This is a genomic window from Enterococcus sp. DIV0170, assembly GCF_051710765.1.
GTDB lineage: Bacteria > Bacillota > Bacilli > Lactobacillales > Enterococcaceae > Enterococcus_A > Enterococcus_A raffinosus.
This window is the reverse complement of sequence record NZ_JBIOLG010000001.1, coordinates 510574-533345: the sequence shown is the minus strand read 5'-3', so window position 1 is coordinate 533345 and position 22772 is coordinate 510574. Positions and strand designations below refer to the sequence as shown.

Sequence of the window (22772 nt, the reverse complement as noted above, 5' to 3'; positions counted from 1 at the left end):
AAATCCTATTTTTCCACTACAAAACAAAGGGTTTCAGAATCAGAAGAAGGCTGTGCGCCGCGAATATCTCCATAGACCTCCATCGTGGTAAAACCAGCTGCTTCCAATTCCGCTGACAGCTCTGCTTCAGTGAAGACCGTTTCCCAAATAAAAAATTCTTTGAAGGAATCCGGATACAACAAATAATGCTGATCCAAATAGGTCGCTGTCCCTGGATACTTCTTTTGAGCAGATAAATGCAGGCACGGCTCACTTGTCCAAAAATTTTCTTCTTCTAGCTGCCACGTATGCTTGTCCTCAAAAGTCTCATACTTACTTGGCGTAAAAACATCAAAAACAAATCGTCCACCTTTTTTCAAAGCCTTATAAACCTTTTGGAAGACACACCTCCGGTCTTTTGGCGAAAATACCCCCAGATCACAATAAATCAAGACGATCAGATCATAGCGATCCTGTCCTAAGTCTTCCTTTAGATAGTCGCTGCATTGATAATTAATAGCGAAGTTCTTTGCCTCCGCAGATTTCTTTGCATGGGCGATACTCAATTCTGAAAAATCAATCCCGCTTACCTGATAGCCTGCTTCATAAAATCTTTCCCCATAAATTCCTGGACCGCAGCCAAGATCCAACAGCTTCGGAAATTCCTGCACCGGACATTTTTCGGTCAGCCAGCACATGGATTGGTTGATATATTCTTCCCTTCTCGTAGCCCCATCAGACGCTGTATCCAAATGAGCTGCCAGCATTTGCGGTGCCAGGTGCTCGTCTAACCAAATGGAATCCTTGCTAGTACTGAATATTGGGATATTTCGTTTCAACTTATTGATCATTTTCTACTCCTCTTTCTACCTGACGACAATCCAACAGACAACAAAAAAACGTGGAAAATTTCTGCACACCAAATAAACTGTCTTTTCTTTCGAAAATTTTCAGTTTATTCAATGTCAGAATCCTTTTCCACGTTTCACTAAATTACTTCAGTTGCGTAATGAGTAGTGCGCCAGACCAAAACCGCCTCTTCTCTTTCTCATGTGATTGTCGTCACCATAAGTTTACCATGCAGAAGACCGTAAAAAAAGAACCAATCATGTAAAATGATTGATCCTTTTATGCTATGCTGCCATCTGACTTGCCTGATCCAAAGCTTCTTCTAATTGTTTGTACTGCTCTTCTGTCAAATAAGGTTCATAGGTCTCCTTGATCTGCTCAATTTCTGCTTGAGACAATTGACTTCCATTACTTCTGATCGCATCCAGCAAATCATTGAAGTCTTCTTCTGAGACCAGAGAATTATTTTCTTGCGCAGTCTCAACGATTTCCTGAAATTCTTCCATTGAGATCGTTTCAGCTTTCTTAGGCAATTTGATCTTTTTATCTGAATTTTTCGCTTGATTATTTAGCGTCAAGCCTATTTGAGCAGTAGTATCCTCGTCCTTCATTGTGAGACTCATTGTTGTTTTTTGTGTATGTTTTTTCGTATTCAAGGTTGTCGTTTGTTTGTACTCAGTTAAATCATCCATATTTTTTTCTAGTTCTTTGACAAGCTCCTTGGCCTCTTTATCTCCGTTTTCTTTTGCATACTTGATAAAGTTCTGAATGTCTTTTTTGGTGAAGGTACGCTTCAGCGTATCTCCCTCTTTCTCAAAAGAATCCGGATCTAAAGTCGCTATATAATCACTAACTAATGTTGGACTAACAGCTTCACTCTTGGAATCAGTATCTTTCTTGTCTCCGCTTTTTTCTAGATCTTCCTCATTCGCATAGATGTATTTACCCTTTAACTGTTCAAATTCTTTCGCGTCAAATGGAACATCTGGGTTGAACTCTTTTGCGATGTCTACTAATTCCGTCATAAAATCTGTACTCATATAGACGGACTGTTTCTTTACATCCATAAATAGCGTTAAAGGCAGCTTCTGTCCTAATCCATCAATGGACATAGTCGTTGCCACTAATTCCTTCTCACTATCTTGTTGGTAATCACCTGTGATTTTTGTTCCGCTAATCATTTTTGCTGCCATATCAATCATTGTACGTGTCGGTGCATCAGCATCCTTTGTTTCTATTGATACTTTATCAATCACAGCAGAGTATTCCCCTGCATTCATTTCCCCCTGCTTCACTAGTTCTTCAGAAAATTCATCCTGTGCCTGCTTTTTACATCCTGCAAAAAGAACCAATGCAAAGGCAACAACCATAACCAATTTCAACTTTTTCATCTTTCTCTCCTTTAGAATAACTATTAAAAGACTTTCTTCTATCATATCGGTCTTGAGTTCCTAATACAAATCATTTCGTCATAAATACTTTATTTTTCAGATAAAAAAATATTTTTAATTATTTTTTTATCTGGTGCCAACACATGAAAATGATCGGTAAATAATTAAAAACAAAACTCACTCGTTGCCAAAATCCTAATTGCTTGAAAATAGTGAATGGAGTCAATTGCGGCAAGCGTGCCAACCCATAAATTGCAGCTACTGCAATACTGAGTAAAAAGAAAAAGAGGTATCGGCGACTCGTTTGGTGATCCTTTTTCTTTTTATAGATCAAATACAAAATCAACGGAAAAAGTAAAAAGCCAGCATAGCCGATCCCCGAGCCGATATTGTGTACCCAAGTTGAAACGTTCCACTGGGCATCTGCGGTATCTACACTAAATAGGCCCGTAAAAATACAATCTCCGATCCCATAGAAGCCAATCGCAGCAGCAGCTAAGCCAGCTAATGGTTTAGAAATAGCCTGAAATGCTGCGTAAATCGCCGGTAAAGAGAGAACATAAAAACACCCGGCAACCACTGACCAAACTAAAAAGGCCGTACGAACTGGACTTCCAACATCACCGAACAAACTCATCACGGACGTCATCTGATCGAGTTCTGGATAAAAAAATCCTAAAATATATGGAGTTAAAAAATCACTGAGCACTCCTATTAGTAAAAAATAGAAGCCATATTTTTTCAGATTCTTCACTTTCCCATCTCCTTGAATCCTGCTAAGAATAATTCTAGCATTGACCAGCTCAACAGGGAAAAGAAAGCCTCTGACTAGTTTAGCAAGTAATACAGCATACGATTGGGATCATCATAGAAGAGCTTCGTTTCCTTAAAAGCAATCGTTTCTTCTAGCGGCAAACTCTCTAAACCTGCTTCAGAAAACTGATAGATCGTCGCTTCTGGATAGCCCATCAATATCGGCGAATGGGTAGCTATAATTAATTGACTGCCAGCCTTGACCAATCGATGAATTTCCTGCAATAGGGTGTATTGTCTGCTTGTCGCCAGCCCTGCTTCCGGCTCATCCAAGAGATAAAAGCCCTCCCTGCCAAAACGATTTTCTATGATGGACAACAAGCCTTCTCCGTGAGAGCGGGTATGCAAAGATTTTCCACCATAGGAAGCAAAGGCTAACTCTCCTTCGATCGGATCTCTTGATAACTCCTCTAATTCCGAGGCCACATTGTAATACGTTTCCGAACGTAAGAAAAACTTGGTCTTTGGAATTTTTCCTTTTCTAATTAAACAAACTGATTCATGCAAATTCGAATGACTTTCTACCGTGTTAAAGTTAAAATTCTGACTGCCTCCTTCTGGATTAATCCCATAAGCAACAGCAATCGCTTCCAAAATTGTGGATTTCCCTGTTCCGTTATCCCCTGATAAAAAGGTCACTGGTTTTTCAAACGACAGGCCGCCCCTGCGCAGGATCTCTTGGATAGCAAAAACACCGAAGGGATACTCCAAGCGATTGCCTATTTCCGATAGCTTTAATTCATGAACAAACATCGAATCCCCCTTTCAAAGACTTGCTAGTTCTTATTAAAGCTATTTTATCATTGTTCAACCGTAAAAAGGGGATGCTCCACAAAAGGATAAACGCCGATTAACGTTGAAAAAAATCAAGCCCCTCTTTTAAAGAGTTGGGCTTGATCCTTTTAATTAATCAACAATCAAACAATTTAATGACTCGCCATATTCATGCACAACCGTATCAGCAATTTCTTGATCGATTTTTCCTTCTTTTTCAAGTTGCTGAATCAATCGAACAATCTTGTCATTTTCTTTACGTTCACAGATTCGAACTTTTTGAATTAATTTGTCCAGTTGTTTTCGAAGTGTAGGGTAACTTGCTGAATAAATATCTGCTAATTTCTTGATAGAACCCGATGAAAGGATAAAATATTTCACAAATTCAAGTTCCTCTTCATTTAACTCCGAAATCCAATTTTTCTCTGTTTTAGTTTTCATTTTCCACCTCTTTTCTGCTAGTTAGAAACTAAACCTTTTTTCGTTTCCCGAATACCACCAAGATGACCACGGATAAGAAGAATAAACCTAAAATGATCAATTTATTGTTGCGGATGCTACCGGTTGACGGCAGCCGTCTTGATGTTGCAGAACTGCTCCCAGCCTGATTCCGATACGTTGTCTGGGTATTCGTTCCTCCATTGTTTGTGTGTGTGTTGCTTGAATTGCCTGTGTTAGGCAGGTTAACCCTAGAATTTTCTTTGCTGATCTCCTTTTTACTTGGCTGATTGTCCTTTACCGTAAATTCAATCGGCGTTTCATCCAACTGATAACCAGTTGGCGCTTTCGTTTCAATCAACTTGTACGACCCATCTGCTAGTCCTTTGATAAAGATTGTTCCGTCTTCACCTGTTACGATTTTCTCTTGTCCTGATACAGGCTGATCCTTAGCGTCCACAAGCTTAAATTCTGCATCCGCTAGCGTTTTACCGGTTTTGCTATCTACTTTCTTCAATAGAATCTCACCAGCTGGAACTTTCTTTTCTGGCGTGTATAGATTGTTAAAGGTTGGGATGTCTCCAGTTTTTGTATTTTCGTATACTTCTTTGGCTTCTAATACCCCACCTTTATCTTCGACTGTCACGGTTACTTTGTATTCTGTGTCATCATAGGTAATTCCGTTTTCTTTGTCTGTTGGGATCACTTCCAAGATTGTATACTCATATCTGCCGGCTTTGTCGTAAGTTAGCGCTTCGAAAGTTATTTCACCGTTTGCATGATTACTTTTCGTTTGAAGAACTTCCCCTTTACTATTAAGTAATTCAAAATCAAATTGATTTGCACGCAGTTCTTTGCCTGTTAATTCTTTCGCAGCCTTTAATACAACACTGCCTGCCGCTGGCTTATAGGTATTCTTGAAGACCGCTTCTTTTTCATACGTTGGTGTCGCTATTAATTTGCCCGCCTTGTCTTCCACCTTCACACTCACCTTGTATTCTCTTTGGTCGTAGGTGATTGTACTATCCGTTCCCTTGACCTCTTTGATGATGTATTCATAGGTGCCGGCTTTATCGCAAGCTATCGTATCAAAATAAACATTACCGTTCCCATCGTTTTGTTTTGTTTGCAGAACAGCTCCTTTGCTGTCTACTAATTCAAAATCAAATTGACCCACGCTTAATTCTTTACCAATCAGCTCTTTTTCTGCTTCCAATACGACACTGCCCGCTGCAGGGGTATACGTATTTTTAAAGATCGCTTCTTTTTCATAGGTGGGTGTCGCTATTAATTGACCAGCCTTGTCTTCCACCTTCACATTGACCTTGTATTCTGTTTGATCGTAGATGATTGTACTATCCGTTCCCTTGACCTCTTTGATGATGTATTCATAGGTGCCGGCTTTATCGTAAGCTATCGCATCAAAATAAATATTGCCGCTTCCATCATTTTGTTTTGTTTGCAGAACAGCTCCTTTGTTATCTACTAATTCAAAATCAAATTGACCCACACTTAATTCTTTACCAATCAGCTCTTTTTCTGCTTCCAATACGACACTGCCTGCTGCGGGTTTATACGCATTTTTGAAGACCGCATTTCCTGCATAGGTTGGTGTTGCTACTAGTTGACCGTTTTTATCCTCCACCTTTACAGTGACTTGGTATTCTGTTTGGTCATACGTAATCGTTTGATCTGTGTCTTTAACATCATCAACCTCTTTGATGATGTATTCATGTTCGCCGATTTCTGTATATTCAATCGCATCAAAATAGATTTTTCCATTAGTATCATTTTGCTTTGTCTGAAGAACCTTTTTATCGGCATCCAGTAATTGGAAACTAAATTGATGGGTAGTTAGCTCTTTCCCCGTCAACTCTTTTGCAGCTTCCAATACAACACTGCCTGATACGGGCTTATACGTATTTTTAAAGACCGCATTTCCTGCATAGGTTGGTGTCGCTACTAGTTGACCGTTTTTATCTTCCACATTTACTGTAACTTGATATTCTGTGGCATCATATGTGATTGTAGGATCTGTTCCTTCAACCTCTTTGATTGTATACTCATGGGTGCCGGCTTCCGTATAGTGAATCGCATCGAAGGTCACGGTCCCATTCGCCTCGTTTTGCTGTGTCTGAAGAACATTACCCGTGCTGTCTACCAATTCAAAATTAAATTGATCCGCATTCAGTTCTTTCCCCGTTAATTCTTTTGTTGCTTCTAATACAACACTGCCTGATAAAGCTTTGTATGCATTCTTAAATACTGGAACATCTTCACCTGATTTAAGATCTTCGTACGTTGCCGTTGCTTCTAGCTTCCCAGCTTTCTCTTCTACTTCTACGATCACTTTGTAGTTCGTCTCATCGTAGGTCACGCCGATTTCTTTATCGTTATCGTTTGGAACGACCTCTGAGATAGTGTATTCATAAGTGCCTGCTTTATCATAAGAAATTGTGTCGAAGGTGATTTTGCCATCAGCAGTATTTTTCTTCGTCTGATCAACAGTGTCTCCCTTCAAGTTAAAGCTGAATTCGTCTGCTTTTAGTGGGCGACCGCTTAATTCTTTCTTGGCTTCTAAAACAACACTTCCCGGCATAGCTTTGTACACATTTTTGAAGGTCGGTACTTCGCCTGATTTAAGACCTTCATACGTTGCCGTTGCTTCCAGTTTTCCTGCTTTTTCTTCTACGTCAACAGTAACTTTGTACTTCGCCTCATCATAGGTCAGGCCAGGCTCTTTATCATTCGGGATTACTTCTGAAATCGTATACTCGTACGTGCCTGCTTTGTCATAAGTGATTGCTTCGAAAGTGACTTTACCGTCGGCGGTGTTCTTCTTCGTCTGATCAATGGTGTCTCCCTTCAAGTTAAAGCTGAACTCGTTGGCTTTTAATGGGCGACCGCTTAATTCTTTCTTCGCTTCTAATTGAACATTTCCTGGCAGGGCTTTGTATGTGTTCTTAAATACTGGAACATCTTCGCCTGATTGAAGGCCTTCATACGTCGCCGTTGCTTCTAATTTTCCAGCTTTCTCTTCTACTTCTACGATCACTTTGTAGTTCGTCTCATCGTAGGTCACGCCGATTTCTTTATCGTTATCGTTTGGAACGACTTCTGAGATTGTATACTCATAGGTGCCTGCTTTATCGTAAGAAATTGTGTCAAAGGTGATTTTGCCATCAGCAGTATTTTTCTTCGTCTGGTCCACACCGTCACCTTTCAGGCTAAAGCTGAACTCGTCGGCTTTTAATGGGCGACCGCTTAATTCTTTCTTGGCTTCTAACGTAAGATTAACGGGGTCTGCTACTTTCTTGGTGTTTTCCAGCGTAAATGTATACGTCTGGGTATTTGCGTCTATTGTAAATTCATATAACGTATCATCTAATACATAACCCTCTGGTGCGGTGATTTCTTTAATGGCGTAGTCTCCATAGCGAAGATTGCTGAGTTCTTCGACCAAGGTACCATCTCCAGCCACGATTTTATTCTCTTTGACTTCTACATCCGAAATAAAGGATTCATAATTCCCATCTGCGTTCTTCCGTGAAATTTCGAAATGTGCGGACTTGCTGATTGCTTCTTTCGTGTCAGAATCTATTTTATTGATGATTAACGCACCGTTTACTCCGGTTGAAGTTCCCGAACCATCTGTTGATTTTATTTGAATTTCCTTTGTCACTTGATGAATTTCTGTGGCGCTTCCGTTCAATCTTACATCATTCGTAATTTTTTCATTATTCACAATTCCTGGATCTAACTTTGTTTGATACTCGATGATATAGGGTGAATTTATCGGTGACTCAAACTCGATAGTCATCGTCTGTGTCCCATTAATTGCATCCATAGTCACTGACGATTTAAATCCTTCGATTACTTCTTCGCCTTTTTCAAACCCGCCATCTTTTGCTTTTGCATGAAATACCTGAACCGACACTTCATCCTGATTATTTAAGACAAATGACTGTTGATTTAGTTTAATCGTATCTGAGACGATTGCATCATTTATTGTTCGAGCATCTTGATTAATCAGAACTTGCCAGTTCGCTAAGCGATTATTATCCGCATCTTGAAGACCATCTTTTTTCAACCACATGTCCTTATCCGATTTAATGACTTCTCCTTCGGTATGAACAATTTCCTGATCACTTGCATCTCGTAGTTCCGCATAATTCTTATACTTGAATACATCTTCACTCGCATCAACTGCTAGAGCCACAGAAAAGGTCTTATTGGTCTCTTTCAGGAACGTAATAACGATTTCACCCGAGGCGGTTAACTCATATTTATAATCCTTCTCTTCTTCTAACTTGTCTTTAAAATTTGTGATCTGTCTTCCATTATGAAGAAGCTCGGTTTCGCAAATGGTTAATTCTCGCAGCGTCTGACCTTCTCCAAGCTTTTCAATAATCGTAGCATTTTTTTCTATTGTTTCTTTGTAGAAATTGAAAGTTGCTAGCCAACAAACACTGTCTTTTGGTGCGGTAGTCTCGGTAAAAGGAGTAGCCGATGGATTCCACCCGATATATTGATTTAACCCGGCAGCAACAGATTCTCCCTCTGCAACAAAGAAACCGCCTTTACTAGCGTTGTTCAGCCATAATGGCTGTAACCATCTAGTTGCTTCTGAGCCTTCTTTATACGTGATGTCATCACTAGCTGTATACTCAACAATCACGGAGTTGTCTAAACGATTGGATTGCCCATCAAGCTGCTCGACCTGCTTTCGAATATCAAATTTTGTTGTATACGTCATCGTTAATTCTTCATCAAATTCCCCATACGCACCTTTAAAAGTCACTTGGAAGCCTGACTCATAATCCACTCCACCTTCGCTCGCTGTTAGCCGGACTAGCTCATAATCTTCTCCTTTTTTAAGAATATTGCCATTTGAGCTGGTGATTTTAAACTTCTCTTCTTCTGTAGTAGTTGGTGCATCATCGTCTATTAATTCCAACGCACTTTTGTTGCTGCCATCAGATTTTTGATAGCGGTCTGTAATGACAACATTCTTAATTTGTTTTTTCTCGGAATTGATCGTCGTCGTCCACTTTGTCTGAATTTTCTCTAAGTTAACATTACCTGATCCACCTTCAGATTTTTTAACCCCAATATTTCCTGTCGGTCCAATCGTTGTTTGACCTGTATGCTCATGACTGTCATCCCCATCAGTGACGGTCATATAATTTTTGATAGTAGTATTTCCGAATAGCACTTTAAACAATTTCGTTTTATAAGTAATCAAATAATTTCCGGCAGCGGAAAACGTCAATTTGAATTGAACGGGTTTTCCTTCTTTTTCAATTCTATCTTCGGAGGAAAGATCCCATGTAGAATCAGCAACTGCGTTTCCTTGTTTATCCGTTACAACAATACTGTCTTCTACAAGATAATGAAGAGCCCTTGAAGAATCTGATCCATCATACGTTTTATCATGAATGTAACCATTCGCATTTTTGAAGGATACAGCAACTTCCCAGCTCACTTCCCCTTTGGAGGAATCATAGCTGACAGCTCGTTTATAAGCTTCCTGCTCATCATAACTGACTGTCGCACTGACACTCTTTTCAGAGAACTGGCTACTTTTAATGGTCGCTGTATTCGTGAAAAATCTTCTTGCGGTGTCTACAATTTTAGCCGTGAAGTATATTTTTACTGGCGTGGTAATTGTTTCATGAAATTTGAAGGTTTTGCTTGCTTCATCAAATGTATAAAATCCTTTGGCTGCTGAACTCCAAGTTTCAGTCTCTTTATCGTATAAATCTACATTCACGACGATTTCATTATCATATACCGTATAGACAAAATCGGCTTCTGGTAAAACATCTTCTACTTCCACATTCGTCAATGCTTTCGAATCCTGATTAAACGTGATTTCCCAATCAATTGTCGCTTGATCCGTGATCGCCCCCTTCTTTGCGATATCACTATGATAAATCGGAACGACAAGTGAAATTTCTTTGTCCTCATCATCTTGAATTCCTGTTTCTATTACTTGTTTCTCCAGCGTTGAATCAAGTTTCAGTTCTGTCTTCAAATTAATGACGCCAGAACGCTCGGACAGATTTTTTCCGGTATCATTAAAAATAACTTTTAATTCCCCGTTCTTATCTAGCTCGAAAGTCCCCAGTTTGTCCTCTGTACCATTAGAATTCTTGCGGACCAGATCTCCAACTACAACGTTATGGATCGCAAAATAATCAGGAAGCTGATACGTATAATAATCCCCATCAGAGATGTCTTCGTCATTGTCCAAACGCCAATCAATTTTAATCTCGATATTGTCGTTATATAGAGCGGGATGCTCCTCTGTGTACTCATCTCCATTAAAATCTGTAATTTTGATATTGTGAAATAGCTTCACACCACGTGCATTCAAATTGGGATCGCTCGCTCGTGATTGTCTCTCATTTTTTTCTTGTTCGGCTTCTACTGTATCTAGCGGATCTGCGGCTGGGTCGACTTTTTTATTATAATAAAGCGTTTGAACAAGGTTGTTCCCAAAATCAACCGTTTCTGTCTCCACATCCTCTGCCGTTGTTTCAGCAGTTAACTCCATTACTCCTTCATAGAATTTTGCACTGGAAAATTCTGGCACACGGCCATCTGCTGTATCTTGATAATTTTTATTGAATTGAAAAATTACTTGTTGACTGCTTAGTTGATAGTGGCCCATTTCACCCAAGCTACCGGATTGCTCTGGGTAATTCAGATTTTTCGGTAAGTCAACTGCCACCATCGCTCCATCTTCTATCAATGTTGCATTGGCTAATGACCACGTAAGTTTCACTTTTATTGCGTCTTTATTGTTTAAGCGATTTTTTTCTGTGATTTCCTGATCTTCAGTATCAGTGATTTCTACTTGGTTAATCACTACATCAGCAGCTTCAATCGTCTCAGCGAAAATCGTCATCGGAAAAATACCGATCACCATTCCTAAAATTGCTGATAATGACCAGATTTTTTTTAATTGCTTCATCCTGTTTCATCTCCTTTAAAAAATAAGATAATCTTGCTTATTGGTTTCAGTTTTATGAGTCCCATATAAGATGGTCCCAGACATGTTTGCTAACATTCGTACGAGTTCCCGCTCTCCTGTATCATCAGAAGGTGGATTTGTAAAAGACAGGGCAATGATTTTCTGCTCGATCGTTTCCAAGATCTTGGTACTATTTTTCTTTTCTGAACGCGTCATATCTTGCGTATTTGTTTTCGGCAAAACACTAGTGGTCTCTTTTTTCTCTTTTTCTATGGAACTGGTGCTTTCTTCTATTTCACTAGTGTCACCTGTTTCTTCTCTAATCTGGCTGGTCGACTCCGCTGATTCGGTGTTATCAAAGAAAACAGTCGTTTCGTTTTCTTCTATTCGTTTATTCGCAACGATCAACGTGTTGCCCGTCTCTGACAAATCAAACGCAAGCTGCGCTTGTTCCTCTCTTACTTGAATGATTAGTTTTTCACTACTATATAAAATCGGTGCGTTGGATTGATAAAACATCATTGAAGGAAGCGCCAATGCAATTAATAGATTTCTATTCATAAGCGCCTCCTTTTACCGTCAATAATAAGTGTCCAAACTCTGCCCAATCCTCTGGTGTCGGCGGACGCTTCCAAATCATTTGATGGCAGGGAAGCGTATCAATCAGAAAATCAGATAAATAAATTTGCGTCTTGGTACTTAATTTTTCTTCATAGCAAATGTTCATGGTTTGAAGGGAGCGCAGCATCGTTTGAATATAGTCGTTATAGCTGCTGCCATGTGAAAAATCGATACAGATAAACACTGGATCTTCCAGTTCCTCAACAGAAATTTGCGTAATCAAAAAAAACAAATAATCATAGTACAATTTGTTCCGCTCTTGATCGGAATGAAACAGCCCCCTCTGGGCGATCCTTTCAATAAAGTCTTGGATCAGTTCATCTAGTTTGGGATTGATTTCTTGGAAGTAACGGCGCTGGATCTTCGTCACAAAAGTCGATTCGCGAAAATGATAAAGTAGCCATCTGCGATTGATTCTTAACAAGCCGGATAATAATGAACGATCTTCTTTTAATCGTTGGATAGTAAAGCGCGAGTGGTCTGCCAGATAGTGTAAAAATTCCTCCACTAACTCTTGCGCCATTTGTATTTCTTTTCCTTCAATCATCTTCAAATTCACTTGCCAATCAACTTCCATCATTTGGCAAAATAATAATAACGCAGCAATTTCATGCCGTTTCTCCGTTGCCGTCATAGAAAAATGACTATCTAGCCATTTGTTCAGATATTCTGTCGCCTCATTTTCCACATATTCGATCTGTGCCTGAGGCATTAAATGATTTTTCCTCATTCGAATCAGCCCGATACTCATGAAAAACAACAGCTTATGCTCTTTCGTTTTAGGAAGTGAAAGATTTAAATAATGCTCTAAATAACGTAAAAGCTCTTTTGCTTGCTGTTGTATCTCCGCATCAAAAGGACTGGCTAAGCCGTTGAATATTTCATAATACAAGCCAAACAGAAAATTACGGAGCATGCCTTCATCTCCGATTAATTGATTTTGCTTCAATTGAAAGCCTTCATCTGCTAATCTATTTTTTAACCGCTTATATAAGCGATACGTACTTGAACGACTGACATGCAACTCTTCAATCTGCTTATCTAAACTTGTCTCATTTGTCACGTAGCAATGAAAAATTTGATACGTTAGACTCCGCTCAACTAAATACACCCGCATTTTTTTTACGAGGGCGTGTGTAAGTTGATGAATCTCGATTTCTCCTGTTTCATGCAGTTCGATGGTTGCGTTAAAATGATTTTCTTTTAGCTCATCCTGAAGCTCCTGCAGATATTTCTCTAATTTATAGCGAGATATTTCTAAAATATCTCCCAGCTGATCCGCCGAGCAATACGCATTTTTATTTAATTCCAGATACTGAAGCAAGTACCATTTATAACGGTCATCATCCATTAATAAATCGTTCGATTGCATCTCTTGTTCCTTTCAAATCAAAATAAAATTTTGATTAATTTTATCTAATTATATTATCCATATAAGCTTTTTTTAATTAGTACATCGTTTGATTTGTCCTTATTTTTTTTATAATGCGCAAAAAAAAGAGACTTTCTTAACGAAAATCACTTTTTGACTATATTTAAATATTAACATATATTTCATTGATATTAATAAAATATTTAGATTTTTTTGAAGAAAGTCTCGTATAACACCTATTTTCTTTTTTATTACGATAATTTTTATGTTGTTTATCTTTTATCAAGAATGATTTTTAATGAAAAATGATAAAAAGAATCTATTATACAATTATTTTTTTATAATAGCTCCTTTTTACATATTGATCGAAGATTCTATTAAATGAATTTCGTCTACTTTCTTTATTGATATACTCTTTACTATTCTCTTCTAATACATGTCTCCACTAGTCCAACAGCTAGCTCATTTAAAACGTTCGTTTGGCAATAGCCATGTATTTTTTCAACAAGCCGCCACATAAGAAAGATAAAGCAATGAAAATCATCCCTACAATAACTCCAGTGAACACTTGCGGCATTCCTGTCAAGGTGATGAATAAGACATTAAAAGGAATATGAAGAATGCCAAATAGATTCATCACAGCAACCACTGGCAGACCAATCCCGATCATTCCAAAAGCTCCTGTCAATACAGTCAAGATCGGTAAAATGAAGATCCCTGAAAAAATTACTGCAAGGCCACTGCCAAGTCGTTCCATTACGCCTCTCTCCTTTTGCTCCTCACCAGTTGTACGACACCCATTTCTTTTACTCATTTTTTGCTCCATTTTAAACACTCCTTCTTATTTTTGATTTTATTTTTGACGTTTCATATTTGATAAAAACGAATACTACGATTTAATACCGAACGACGGTATGTATAACTTTAAAATAAAACTGCCTTTGTAGGCAGAGATTATTTTTTTTGTTCGTACAATTTGCGAAATTTTTCCAAACGTTTAATTGCGTCTTCGTTGAAAACTTCAATCCCCAGTTTAGCCATCATTTCTTGGAATAGAGCGAAGCGATTAACGACACTGCTTGGATCATCGTCATGAATCAATGGAATCAACCAGATATTTATCAATAGTAGAATCACTTCTGCTAGCTCTTTCGGATACTCTGTTTGAATCGATCCATCTGCGATCCCCTCTTCAATGATCGGCTGTACATAATGAGGGGCGGAGTCTTTGAAAATGCCTTCTAGCTGCATTACCAGCATTTGAGGATTTTTCAAAAAGTCTGGCGCCATTTGAAACATATCATCCTGCCGTGGATTCTCTAAAGCCGATGTGAATAACGACTGCAGCTTTTCTAATCCGTTCATACTTTTATTTTTTTCAAGCTGTTTGATATGCTCGAGTTCATTCTCATTGTTTTGATACAGCTTATCCATTACTCCATCTAAGATATCTTCCTTCGATTTGAAGTGATGATAGATCGCGCCTTTTGATAAGCCGCCAAGATTATTGACGATATCTTGAATCGACGTATGCTCATAGCCTTTTTCTAAAAACAGCTGCATAGATACCTCTATAATCTTATTGACTGTTTCTTCTGGGTATTTATTTCGAGCCATACATTCTATCTCCTATCCATACATTCGGTTGGTATGTATTCACTATAATCGCTTCTAACAACAATGTCAACCGTAAAAAAAGATTTTTACTGAGTTTCTCTAACCCTTTTTCCTGCGACTCCATCCTTCGCGTATTTTCCCCTTTAAGTGTTGATAGGTTAAAAATTGTTGACGCTCGCGTTTAATGGCCTTATAGCGCTTCGGCTGCTTCTTGTAAAATTCTTGATGATAATTCTCCGCGGGCCAAAAGGTTTCTGCGGATCTGATTTCTGTCACGATTGGTTTACTGTACCGATTAGAATCAAGAACTGCTTGCTTCTTATTCTCGGCAATTTTCCGTTGTTCTTCGTTTGTCGTGAAAATTATCGGACGGTATTGAGCACCGCGATCCTGAAATTGTCCAAAGGCATCCGTTGGATCGATGATCTGCCAATAGAGATCCATTAACTCCTGATAGCTGACAAACCGGTTATCGTAAATAATCTCCACGGCTTCGACATGTCCGGTCGCACCGCTGCTGACTTGATCATAGCTTGGGTTATCGACAGTCCCGCCAGTGTACCCAGATAAAACTGAGACAATCCCCGGCCATGTCTCAAAAGGCTCCACCATACACCAAAAGCAGCCGCCAGCAAAAATCGCTCGTTCATGATAGGCTGGTTCTGAAATAAAATGCTGGTCTTTTACAGACTGTTCCATGTCTGCTTCCTTTTTTATAATCGCCTGATAAAAATCAGCCACGTCCGGCGTCAGATTATTACGCAGCGCCAATGGTCGCAATTCCGCTTCCAGCTTAGCCAATTGTTCATTGAACTTTGCAGGCTCATCCAATCCATTTTTAGACGTTGTCAGCAAGTAACGCTCCCATTCGCGCGTATTCGGATCCAATATCAGATTATAAAGCTTTTGCAGTACTACTTCTTGGGTCAATTGCATGGCTTTCACCCCTCCTATCCTTTTGGGGCATAAATTTACCACACTTTTGCTAAATAATCGAATGGTTGGATTGGAAAAAAGACTTACCTTCTTCGATAAGCCTCGGCATCCATATTTGAATAAGGAGTCCAACCATTTAAACGATTGATCTCTGATTTTTCTCTAAAAGAATATCTTTATTGAATTTCCTTTACAGATGTTATTAGATACTTCAGTCCATCTCCCCATACCATTCTTCCTCAGTAAAATCATATTCAAAACGAACTTCTTCAGAGTATTTGCGAAGTAACAAGCCTGTAACAACGACTTTACTATTCAATAAAACAGTTGGTGTCAAGGTAACTAACATTAATAAAGTAAGTCCTATGATTACCGCCAAAATGGAAATGATATTGCCAAAAAGAGTCCCATTTAACCCAGACAAAGCATCTGAATTGATTCCTCTTAACCACCATTTATTCAAACGATAAAACTGCATCCCTGCCACTAACAAGACAATAAAAATCGTTATGAATATTGAAATTTTTTTAACAATTTTGATAGGAAGCTTGTGCGTATTCTTTTTGTTTGAAACATAGAATACTTGTAAAGTTTCTAATAATTTGGTTTTTGCTACAAAAAATACCAATAGAAAACTAATCAGAATGTATATAGTTGATATTCCTCTATTCAGTGATCTGTTCTCTGTAACCTCTAAAGAAGCAATATAAAAAATGACAACCGTCTGACAATTAATGAACATAGCAAGATTATAAGCCGCATTTTTAAAAAAGTTCTTACTCTTTAAATATAAAAATAGATTAACAGCTAGAATAAGTGTAGAACATATCGGAAAAACAACCCAATTTGCAGCTGAGATTAAGCTTATGAGCCATCCAATAAATGACATTAAATAAACTTTTACTTTTCTCGAGAGAATTCCTTTGTTAGAATCTTCCAAAATTTCTAAAACTTCTTGATAGGAATTCCTTAATAGGATATTCGATAAAGGGATTTCTTTCACCAAATTCCAAATGCCTTTCATTCTCTCACCTTTTTCTTTTTATTTCGGTGTGTAGTTGGTACTCGGATTGAAACTAGGACTCCCGCTCTCAGGTTGTACTCCAGTACGATAATTTTTATCAGTTGGGCTACTATTATGTTTCCCATATTGTTTATACTGCTTTTCTATCCACTCTCGTTTGGCCTTTTCAGAACCTAATCCCGGAGTCTTTATTTCTTTTCCAGGTAAATCAAATCCTAAGATTTTGTCAGGCCAAACTGTAATCTTTCCTTGTACTACAGAGTTCGCAAATCCTGCTAGAGCCCCCACAGGTCCACCATAGTCTAATCCTTCCAATACCCCCGCATTTAACATAAATAAGTTAATTCCCCCATAAAATGCTTTACTCAAATCACCATAAGCTGGACTTTCTGGATTGCAATATTCTTCATATGCATAAGCAGTTACTGTCGCAAGATCTCCTCCATAACTTAACCCTTCACGAACAGCAGGATGGGCTTTTATAAAATCAGCAACCCTTTTTAGTTTTTTGAATGCTGTCAGCCCAACTTTCGTTCCTTCGATTATTTTCGCCCCTTTTGACGTTTTAGACAGAATCCCTACAGCATAACTCATTGGTGCAAATACATCCCAACCCTTGTCACTTAATTTAGCAAGATTTCTATAGATAAGTGCTTGCTGGTTCGTTGACAATTTGTTCATATAGAAAGCAAACTTGGGACTATTTAACAAACTTGTCACTGCCTTCTTGGGTAGTAAACTCCAATTTTCATGCATAATAAAAATTTCTAGAACCATGTCCTGAAATGAATCAGGAAATTTGTCTAACGCTGCGATAACGTATCCAAACAGTTTATCATTATTTCTAACTTTATCCAAAGCAGCGATTGGATTCTTTTTAATCAGATCGTTCAGTTCTTTTATTGCTGCTTTTTTTTGTTTTTCTTCTTCCTTCTTGGCATTACGCTTTTTATCTTCATAACTTTTAATTTCATCTACCCACGACATATTTTTGGGTATTGTAAACATGCCAGTAGCACCATTCCAACAGGTGGCAGCCTGTGCTGCTCCCCTGTTAATCGCCGATTCTAATGCTACAATCTCAGAAAAAATCGATGGCGAAGACGCATCAAAGGCTTTCAGTTTTTCTAGCTTCTCCTCTAATTTCTTCTTCGCTTTTTCCTGTCCGTCTTTGACATTATTGACTGAATCTAATACGGTTTTCTTCGTCGGATCAGGCAAAGGACTACTCGAAACCGTCTGAAGGATTGCATTTGCCATGTCAATGCCCTGTTGGTATTGCTTGATCTGTTCTTCTAATTCAGAGGATTTTAAATCCGCACTATCTACCTGTGACTGATAATCATCTGGAAACTTCTGGCACGCTTTTGAAACTGCCTCAGATAAAAGCATACCACCTTTAGCTAAGGGAAGTAAAACGGCTGAAAAGTATTGCTTTGCAGAATCATAGGTTTTCCCTTGGAGTTCGGCACTGCTCATGACAAATTGGTTGATGGCTTGTTGTAGTTGCTGGTAGCCTTGGATTTGTTTTTGGCACATCGTGTTAACACTCGTCGCTTGTTCTTGGGAACTGCTGACAGACATATCAATGCTCATCGGATTCCTCCCTGCTGTCTAGTTTTTTCTCTTCCTTGACTAGGGCTTGTTTCTGCTCTTCTAGTAAGTGTTGTTGGCGCTTTAACGTTCGTTTCTCATCGCCTAATGCCATCATTGTTTGTCCTGAATCTTGTGTAAACAGGGCGTAGACCTCGTCAAAGACCCGACTGTCATCATTCTTGCGAAAGAGTTCCCGTGTTTTTTGCATTAGTCGCTGATTCTTACGAAAATAGGAACCGATACCGTCTGTCAATCGCTCACATGTTCGCTGACGCTGATAAAGGTCTTCTTGTTTTTTGGTGAGACTTTTTTTCTCACTTTTGATTGCATCTAATCGTTTTTCACTCATCATAATATCTTCCTTGTGAATAATTCTTTTCCTGCCTGATCGATTGCTTCAAAGTTTTTCGCCACACTGTTGATATTGCTGGAGGCGCTATTGACGGCCTCAGTAACTTTTTTCACAGCGTTAAACGTCGATGTTATCGCCTCTTGCGCCGTTTTGTTTCCCGAAACGGTTGTTTGAGAATCACTTGTAGGCGTACCGCCTGCCGTTAAGCTGCCTGCCGCACTCTTCAACGCACTGGCTCGCTGTTGAGCAACACCCAGATTACTTTTTACTGCCATACCCTTCACTCCTTTTTGAAAAAAGCACCAGCACATAAAGTACTGGCGCTCCACACTCCACTTAGTTCAAGCCGAATGATCCAGCATCTTGACGGTCGCGTTCTGCCACTGTGTCCGCATATTTGTTCAATTGTCCGTGGATGCTCTCCAACAACTCTTCCATTTGTTTCACGTTGCCTTCTAATTGGTTGTACTGTTCTAAGTAAGCACGGAAGGCTTCCCCCTGCCATTGTTGGGAAATCGTTTGATTCATGGAATTGACCTTGCGAATCGCATCCTCGATTTGTGCTGAGGCTTGTTGGTAAACCTTCGCCTGTGATTTCAGCTGTTCGGGTGTGACTGTAATTGCTCCTGACATAATGTATGTCCTCCTATATGTTTTTTCCTATTTGATGCATTTGCATTCAATAGGTTGATTCAAGCTTACACCAGATTTGGAGGAGTGGATCAAAGTTCGTCGTATACGGAAAAAAGTTGCGTATACGACGAATAAAGACCAATCGAAGAGTCGTTGGTCTTAGTTATATAGATACATGAAATTAAGTTTAGCCAATTAACAACGCTCCTACGATCAGAATACGAACAGTAAAATAAGCTTTAGTTCTTCACTAAATATAGGACGAGAGGCAATCATTCTTCCTAAAATTAAAAAGCCGCCAGATATATCAAAATATCTGATGGCTTATCCTTTTATTCATCATATGAACAAAACAGAATACGCTTTGCCTACAACAATTCTTTCCTTAAAGTCGCGTCATCGACGGGGGATAAATATTTCGGTGCGATATCTAATACGGTAAAAGCACCGAATTGTTTTTCCTCTGCCAATCGCGCACAGGCTCTTGCATAGGCAACCAAGACACTCGCTGTGAACTCCGGGTTGCTTTCTAGCTGCAGGTTGTACTCAATTACCTGTTTAGTGTCTTCATGCGTGGTTCCTGTCCGCAGCACTGTACCGCCGTGAGGCATCGCATGATGATCTCGCTTCAATTCCTCCGCGGTAATAAAATGAACGATCGTATCATATTCATCAAAGTAATTGGGCATCGTCACGATTTCTTCTTTAATCGCTTTTTCGTCAGCCGTTTCTTCAAGGACGACAAAGCATTCGCGTAGATGTTTATCGCGTGTCGTCAGCTCCAGCTTTTCCCCAGCTTTTAACTTCTCAATAACTTCACTTTTTGGAATCGTATATTGGATCGCATCCGCGACGCCTTCAATTCGGCGTAAAGCATCCGAGTGGCCTTGGCTAACGCCCTTGCCCCAAAAAGTATACGTGTCTCCCTGCGGCAGAATACTTTCCGCGTATAAGCGATTCAAGCTAAACAGTCCTGGATCCCAGCCTGTCGAAATAATTGAGACTGTTTGATTTTCCTTCGCTGCCTGATCGACATTTACATAATGCTCAGGAATTTTCGCGTGCGTATCAAAGCTGTCGATGGTATTGAAATTTTTAGTGATTTCTGGGGTTTGGACCGGCAAATCAGTCGCCGAACCACCACACAAAATACAGACATCAATCTTTCCCTTTTGCGCGATTAGTTCCTCCATCGCGAAAGCAGGTGCGCCATCTGTTTGAACGTTTGCCGGATTTCTTCTTGAGAAAACTCCTACTAATTCCATATCTGCGCTTTGTTTTAATGCTCGCTCGACCCCGCGCCCTAAGTTTCCATATCCAACAATTGCTATCTTGATCATCCGTTGCCCTCCTTATTTTTATGATTAAAATTATACTACAAAAGAGGATTTCATATTAAAAAAATCTCATTCTCCAAGAAGCTTTCTTTAGGAGAATGAGATTATTATAGTGATCATTTTTTATCTTGTATTTAACAGAGGGAACACCCCTACCTTATTAGAAAGAAAGTGACCCTTCTTTTTATAATAAATGATTGTCCTTCAACACGTCACCAATATAGGTATGTTCAACCTTCTTAACAAAGTGACCCAGCACTTTTTTCTCTACATAAGGCAGATCCATCTCGGAAAGCTTCTTCCGATCACTCAAATAGTAAACGGAATTTGCCAGTGTACGAATATCATACGCTGACGCGAAAACTTCTGGTACGCCGCGTTCAATATCCAAGAAGGAGTAAACAGCTTCCATCGCTGTTCGAACAGAATATTCTGTAGTAAAGACCGTATCTCGTTCGGTTTCAGCAAAGTTTCCGATAAAGGCTAGATTTTCTGACCCGTTAGGAATGACTAGTGGACGATCGCCAGGTTCCCGCAGCATGAAATAAGACGTGATAAACGGCATATAGACCGGTGTTACGACACAGGATTTCTCAGAGAATTTCTGGATATCTTCTTCCGGTACACCTAAGTGATACATCAATTCTTGTACGATTTCCTGCCCGCTACATTGTTCAATCGGCTTCTTGATATAATTTCCCGGGGTATTAGACAATAACCCATAGACCCAAGTAACCGTTTGTTGGTCATTTTGTTCTTTAAAATGAGGCTGACGATGCGTCGCGAAGCTCATCAACCAATTCGAGTCTTTGATCGTAATGATTCCGCCAGTCACGATTCTTCCCGTCCGTAATTTACGCTTCGTCAATCGTGAAATATACGGTTCAATATCAAAGTTTTCCCAAGTAACTGTTGCAGAAACAAACCAGCTTTCATCAGGTAAATTGTCGCAAAAAACTTCTGGATGCCCAAACTCATCAGACTGTTTCGCTAAATTCTTCCACAAATTCCAGCTGCCGCCTAATTCGTGAGTAATTGGCGCCGGCGTATGATGATCACCTTCTGTGGAGCTTTCTGTGATCGAACCGTTTGTCACAAAAACGAGATCCTTTTCAGTTAAGTCGATTTCTTCTGCTTTACCTGCACGGGTTAACTGAATCTTCTTCGCTACTTTTTTGTCAGGAGTCGCATCAACTTGAATGTTCGTGATCTTCGTTTCATATTGGAAATCGACCCCATGATCATTCAAGAAGGACAATAACGGTTTGACTAAAGAATCATATTGATTGTACCGAGTGAATTTCAAGGCTGTAAAATCAGGCAACCCTTTGATATGGTGGATAAAACGCATCACATAGCGGCGCATTTCGATTGCAGAATGCCATTTTTCAAAGGCAAACATTGAACACCAATACAACCAAAAGTTCGACGCAAAGAATTCATCACCAAAGACATCTTCGATTTTCTTACCAATCAATTGATCTTCTGACGTCATAAATAGATCGACTAGTTCTTTTTGCGCTTTCTTCGACAAGGTAAAGTCGCCGTCGTCTTCCGCACGTTCACCGCGATTATGGATGATGCGACAATTGGATGAGTTAGGATCATCATGATCCAACCAATAAAATTCATCTAAAACAGAAGCGTCTTCTACTTCCAGCGATGGCACTGAGCGAAAAAGATCCCATAAACATTCGAAATGATTCTCCATTTCGCGACCACCACGTGTCACAAAGCCGTCATGGGGAATAAATTTTCCATCTAACGAACCGCCGGATAAGGAAAGCTCTTCAAAAATGTGGATTCGCTCCCCTTTCATTTGGCCATCTCTGATCAGAAAAACAGCCGCCGCTAAGCCAGCCAATCCGGCTCCAACGATATATGCACTCTTTTCGTCAACACCTGCTGGTTTTCTCGGTCTAGCAAAAGCTTCATAATTTCCATTCGTGTATCTCATGATGTTCCCTCCTCTGATAATCTAATTTCAGCATACCAGCAGGAAAAATTTATTGAAAACAAGACGCACTCGCCCCTTCGAAAAATTAGACTATTTTGACGATT

At 39.4% G+C, this 22772-nt stretch carries 18 protein-coding genes; all 18 read right to left on the bottom strand.

Annotated features, from left to right (window positions below):
* Nucleotides 1–5: 5 nt before the first annotated feature.
* Nucleotides 6–830: a class I SAM-dependent methyltransferase gene (locus tag IGI50_RS02530; RefSeq protein ID WP_218256622.1), complete on the bottom strand. Its 825-nt coding sequence runs from the start codon at nucleotides 828–830 to the stop codon at nucleotides 6–8.
* Nucleotides 831–1112: 282 nt separating this feature from the next.
* On the bottom strand, nucleotides 1113–2219 hold the full coding sequence (locus IGI50_RS02525; protein ID WP_218256621.1) for a hypothetical protein: 1107 nt from the start codon (nucleotides 2217–2219) through the stop codon (nucleotides 1113–1115).
* A 118-nt stretch (nucleotides 2220–2337) separates the two neighbouring features.
* Nucleotides 2338–2973, bottom strand: coding sequence for a DUF998 domain-containing protein (locus IGI50_RS02520; RefSeq protein WP_438776078.1), 636 nt, complete (start codon nucleotides 2971–2973; stop codon nucleotides 2338–2340).
* 74 nt (nucleotides 2974–3047) lie between these two features.
* Nucleotides 3048–3785, bottom strand: coding sequence for an AAA family ATPase (locus IGI50_RS02515; protein WP_438776077.1), 738 nt, complete (start codon nucleotides 3783–3785; stop codon nucleotides 3048–3050).
* Between the two features lie 153 nt (nucleotides 3786–3938).
* Nucleotides 3939–4247, bottom strand: coding sequence for a DUF2089 family protein (locus IGI50_RS02510; RefSeq protein ID WP_438776076.1), 309 nt, complete (start codon nucleotides 4245–4247; stop codon nucleotides 3939–3941).
* 28 nt (nucleotides 4248–4275) lie between these two features.
* Complete coding sequence (locus tag IGI50_RS02505) at nucleotides 4276–11223, bottom strand: Spy0128 family protein (RefSeq protein WP_438776075.1); 6948 nt, start codon at nucleotides 11221–11223, stop codon at nucleotides 4276–4278.
* A gap of 15 nt (nucleotides 11224–11238) precedes the next feature.
* Entirely contained in the window at nucleotides 11239–11784 is a 546-nt protein-coding gene (locus IGI50_RS02500) for a hypothetical protein (protein WP_438776074.1), read from the bottom strand.
* A complete protein-coding gene (locus IGI50_RS02495) occupies nucleotides 11777–13216 on the bottom strand; it encodes a helix-turn-helix domain-containing protein (protein WP_438776073.1) in 1440 nt (479 codons plus the stop codon). Before IGI50_RS02495 ends, IGI50_RS02500 begins: the two co-directional genes overlap by 8 nt.
* Nucleotides 13217–13682: 466 nt before the next feature.
* The gene (locus IGI50_RS02490; protein WP_438776072.1) at nucleotides 13683–14042 is read right to left on the bottom strand and encodes a hypothetical protein; all 360 of its coding nucleotides are present in this window, start codon (nucleotides 14040–14042) and stop codon (nucleotides 13683–13685) included.
* 128 nt (nucleotides 14043–14170) lie between these two features.
* The gene (locus IGI50_RS02485) at nucleotides 14171–14833 is read right to left on the bottom strand and encodes a TetR/AcrR family transcriptional regulator (RefSeq protein ID WP_218256617.1); all 663 of its coding nucleotides are present in this window, start codon (nucleotides 14831–14833) and stop codon (nucleotides 14171–14173) included.
* A 99-nt stretch (nucleotides 14834–14932) separates the two neighbouring features.
* Nucleotides 14933–15769 carry a peptide-methionine (S)-S-oxide reductase MsrA gene (msrA, locus tag IGI50_RS02480; RefSeq protein ID WP_438776071.1) on the bottom strand — a complete coding sequence of 279 codons (837 nt, stop codon included), beginning with the start codon at nucleotides 15767–15769 and terminating at the stop codon, nucleotides 14933–14935.
* A 211-nt stretch (nucleotides 15770–15980) separates the two neighbouring features.
* Complete coding sequence (locus IGI50_RS02475) at nucleotides 15981–16793, bottom strand: hypothetical protein (protein ID WP_438776070.1); 813 nt, start codon at nucleotides 16791–16793, stop codon at nucleotides 15981–15983.
* An 18-nt stretch (nucleotides 16794–16811) separates the two neighbouring features.
* Nucleotides 16812–18389: a T7SS effector LXG polymorphic toxin gene (locus IGI50_RS02470; protein WP_438776069.1), complete on the bottom strand. Its 1578-nt coding sequence runs from the start codon at nucleotides 18387–18389 to the stop codon at nucleotides 16812–16814.
* A complete protein-coding gene (locus tag IGI50_RS02465) occupies nucleotides 18379–18741 on the bottom strand; it encodes a DUF3958 family protein (RefSeq protein ID WP_438776068.1) in 363 nt (120 codons plus the stop codon). Before IGI50_RS02465 ends, IGI50_RS02470 begins: the two co-directional genes overlap by 11 nt.
* The gene (locus IGI50_RS02460; protein WP_218256613.1) at nucleotides 18738–19016 is read right to left on the bottom strand and encodes a TIGR04197 family type VII secretion effector; all 279 of its coding nucleotides are present in this window, start codon (nucleotides 19014–19016) and stop codon (nucleotides 18738–18740) included. The genes IGI50_RS02465 and IGI50_RS02460 overlap by 4 nt, the downstream gene beginning before the upstream one ends.
* 61 nt (nucleotides 19017–19077) lie before the next feature.
* Nucleotides 19078–19374, bottom strand: a complete 297-nt coding sequence (locus tag IGI50_RS02455; protein ID WP_207106780.1) for a WXG100 family type VII secretion target — start codon at nucleotides 19372–19374, stop codon at nucleotides 19078–19080.
* Nucleotides 19375–19742: 368 nt separating this feature from the next.
* A complete protein-coding gene (locus tag IGI50_RS02450; RefSeq protein ID WP_438776067.1) occupies nucleotides 19743–20714 on the bottom strand; it encodes a diaminopimelate dehydrogenase in 972 nt (323 codons plus the stop codon).
* 181 nt (nucleotides 20715–20895) lie between these two features.
* Nucleotides 20896–22668: an oleate hydratase gene (locus IGI50_RS02445; protein WP_438776066.1), complete on the bottom strand. Its 1773-nt coding sequence runs from the start codon at nucleotides 22666–22668 to the stop codon at nucleotides 20896–20898.
* Nucleotides 22669–22772: the final 104 nt, after the last annotated feature.

Bases quoted from the DNA above. Each gene is read 5' to 3' on its own strand.
- IGI50_RS02485 (WP_218256617.1), bottom strand. From the start codon at position 14,833: ATGGCTCGAAATAAATACCCAGAAGAAACAGTCAATAAGATTATAGAG.
- IGI50_RS02445 (WP_438776066.1), bottom strand. From the start codon at position 22,668: ATGAGATACACGAATGGAAATTATGAAGCTTTTGCTAGACCGAGAAAA.
- IGI50_RS02475 (WP_438776070.1), bottom strand. From the start codon at position 16,793: ATGAAAGGCATTTGGAATTTGGTGAAAGAAATCCCTTTATCGAATATC.
- IGI50_RS02505 (WP_438776075.1), bottom strand. From the start codon at position 11,223: ATGAAGCAATTAAAAAAAATCTGGTCATTATCAGCAATTTTAGGAATG.
- IGI50_RS02515 (WP_438776077.1), bottom strand. From the start codon at position 3,785: ATGTTTGTTCATGAATTAAAGCTATCGGAAATAGGCAATCGCTTGGAG.
- IGI50_RS02525 (WP_218256621.1), bottom strand. From the start codon at position 2,219: ATGAAAAAGTTGAAATTGGTTATGGTTGTTGCCTTTGCATTGGTTCTT.
- IGI50_RS02470 (WP_438776069.1), bottom strand. From the start codon at position 18,389: ATGAGCATTGATATGTCTGTCAGCAGTTCCCAAGAACAAGCGACGAGT.
- IGI50_RS02450 (WP_438776067.1), bottom strand. From the start codon at position 20,714: ATGATCAAGATAGCAATTGTTGGATATGGAAACTTAGGGCGCGGGGTC.
- msrA (WP_438776071.1), bottom strand. From the start codon at position 15,769: ATGCAATTGACCCAAGAAGTAGTACTGCAAAAGCTTTATAATCTGATA.
- IGI50_RS02495 (WP_438776073.1), bottom strand. From the start codon at position 13,216: ATGCAATCGAACGATTTATTAATGGATGATGACCGTTATAAATGGTAC.
- IGI50_RS02490 (WP_438776072.1), bottom strand. From the start codon at position 14,042: ATGGAGCAAAAAATGAGTAAAAGAAATGGGTGTCGTACAACTGGTGAG.
- IGI50_RS02530 (WP_218256622.1), bottom strand. From the start codon at position 830: ATGATCAATAAGTTGAAACGAAATATCCCAATATTCAGTACTAGCAAG.
- IGI50_RS02455 (WP_207106780.1), bottom strand. From the start codon at position 19,374: ATGTCAGGAGCAATTACAGTCACACCCGAACAGCTGAAATCACAGGCG.
- IGI50_RS02510 (WP_438776076.1), bottom strand. From the start codon at position 4,247: ATGAAAACTAAAACAGAGAAAAATTGGATTTCGGAGTTAAATGAAGAG.
- IGI50_RS02465 (WP_438776068.1), bottom strand. From the start codon at position 18,741: ATGATGAGTGAAAAACGATTAGATGCAATCAAAAGTGAGAAAAAAAGT.
- IGI50_RS02500 (WP_438776074.1), bottom strand. From the start codon at position 11,784: ATGAATAGAAATCTATTAATTGCATTGGCGCTTCCTTCAATGATGTTT.
- IGI50_RS02460 (WP_218256613.1), bottom strand. From the start codon at position 19,016: ATGGCAGTAAAAAGTAATCTGGGTGTTGCTCAACAGCGAGCCAGTGCG.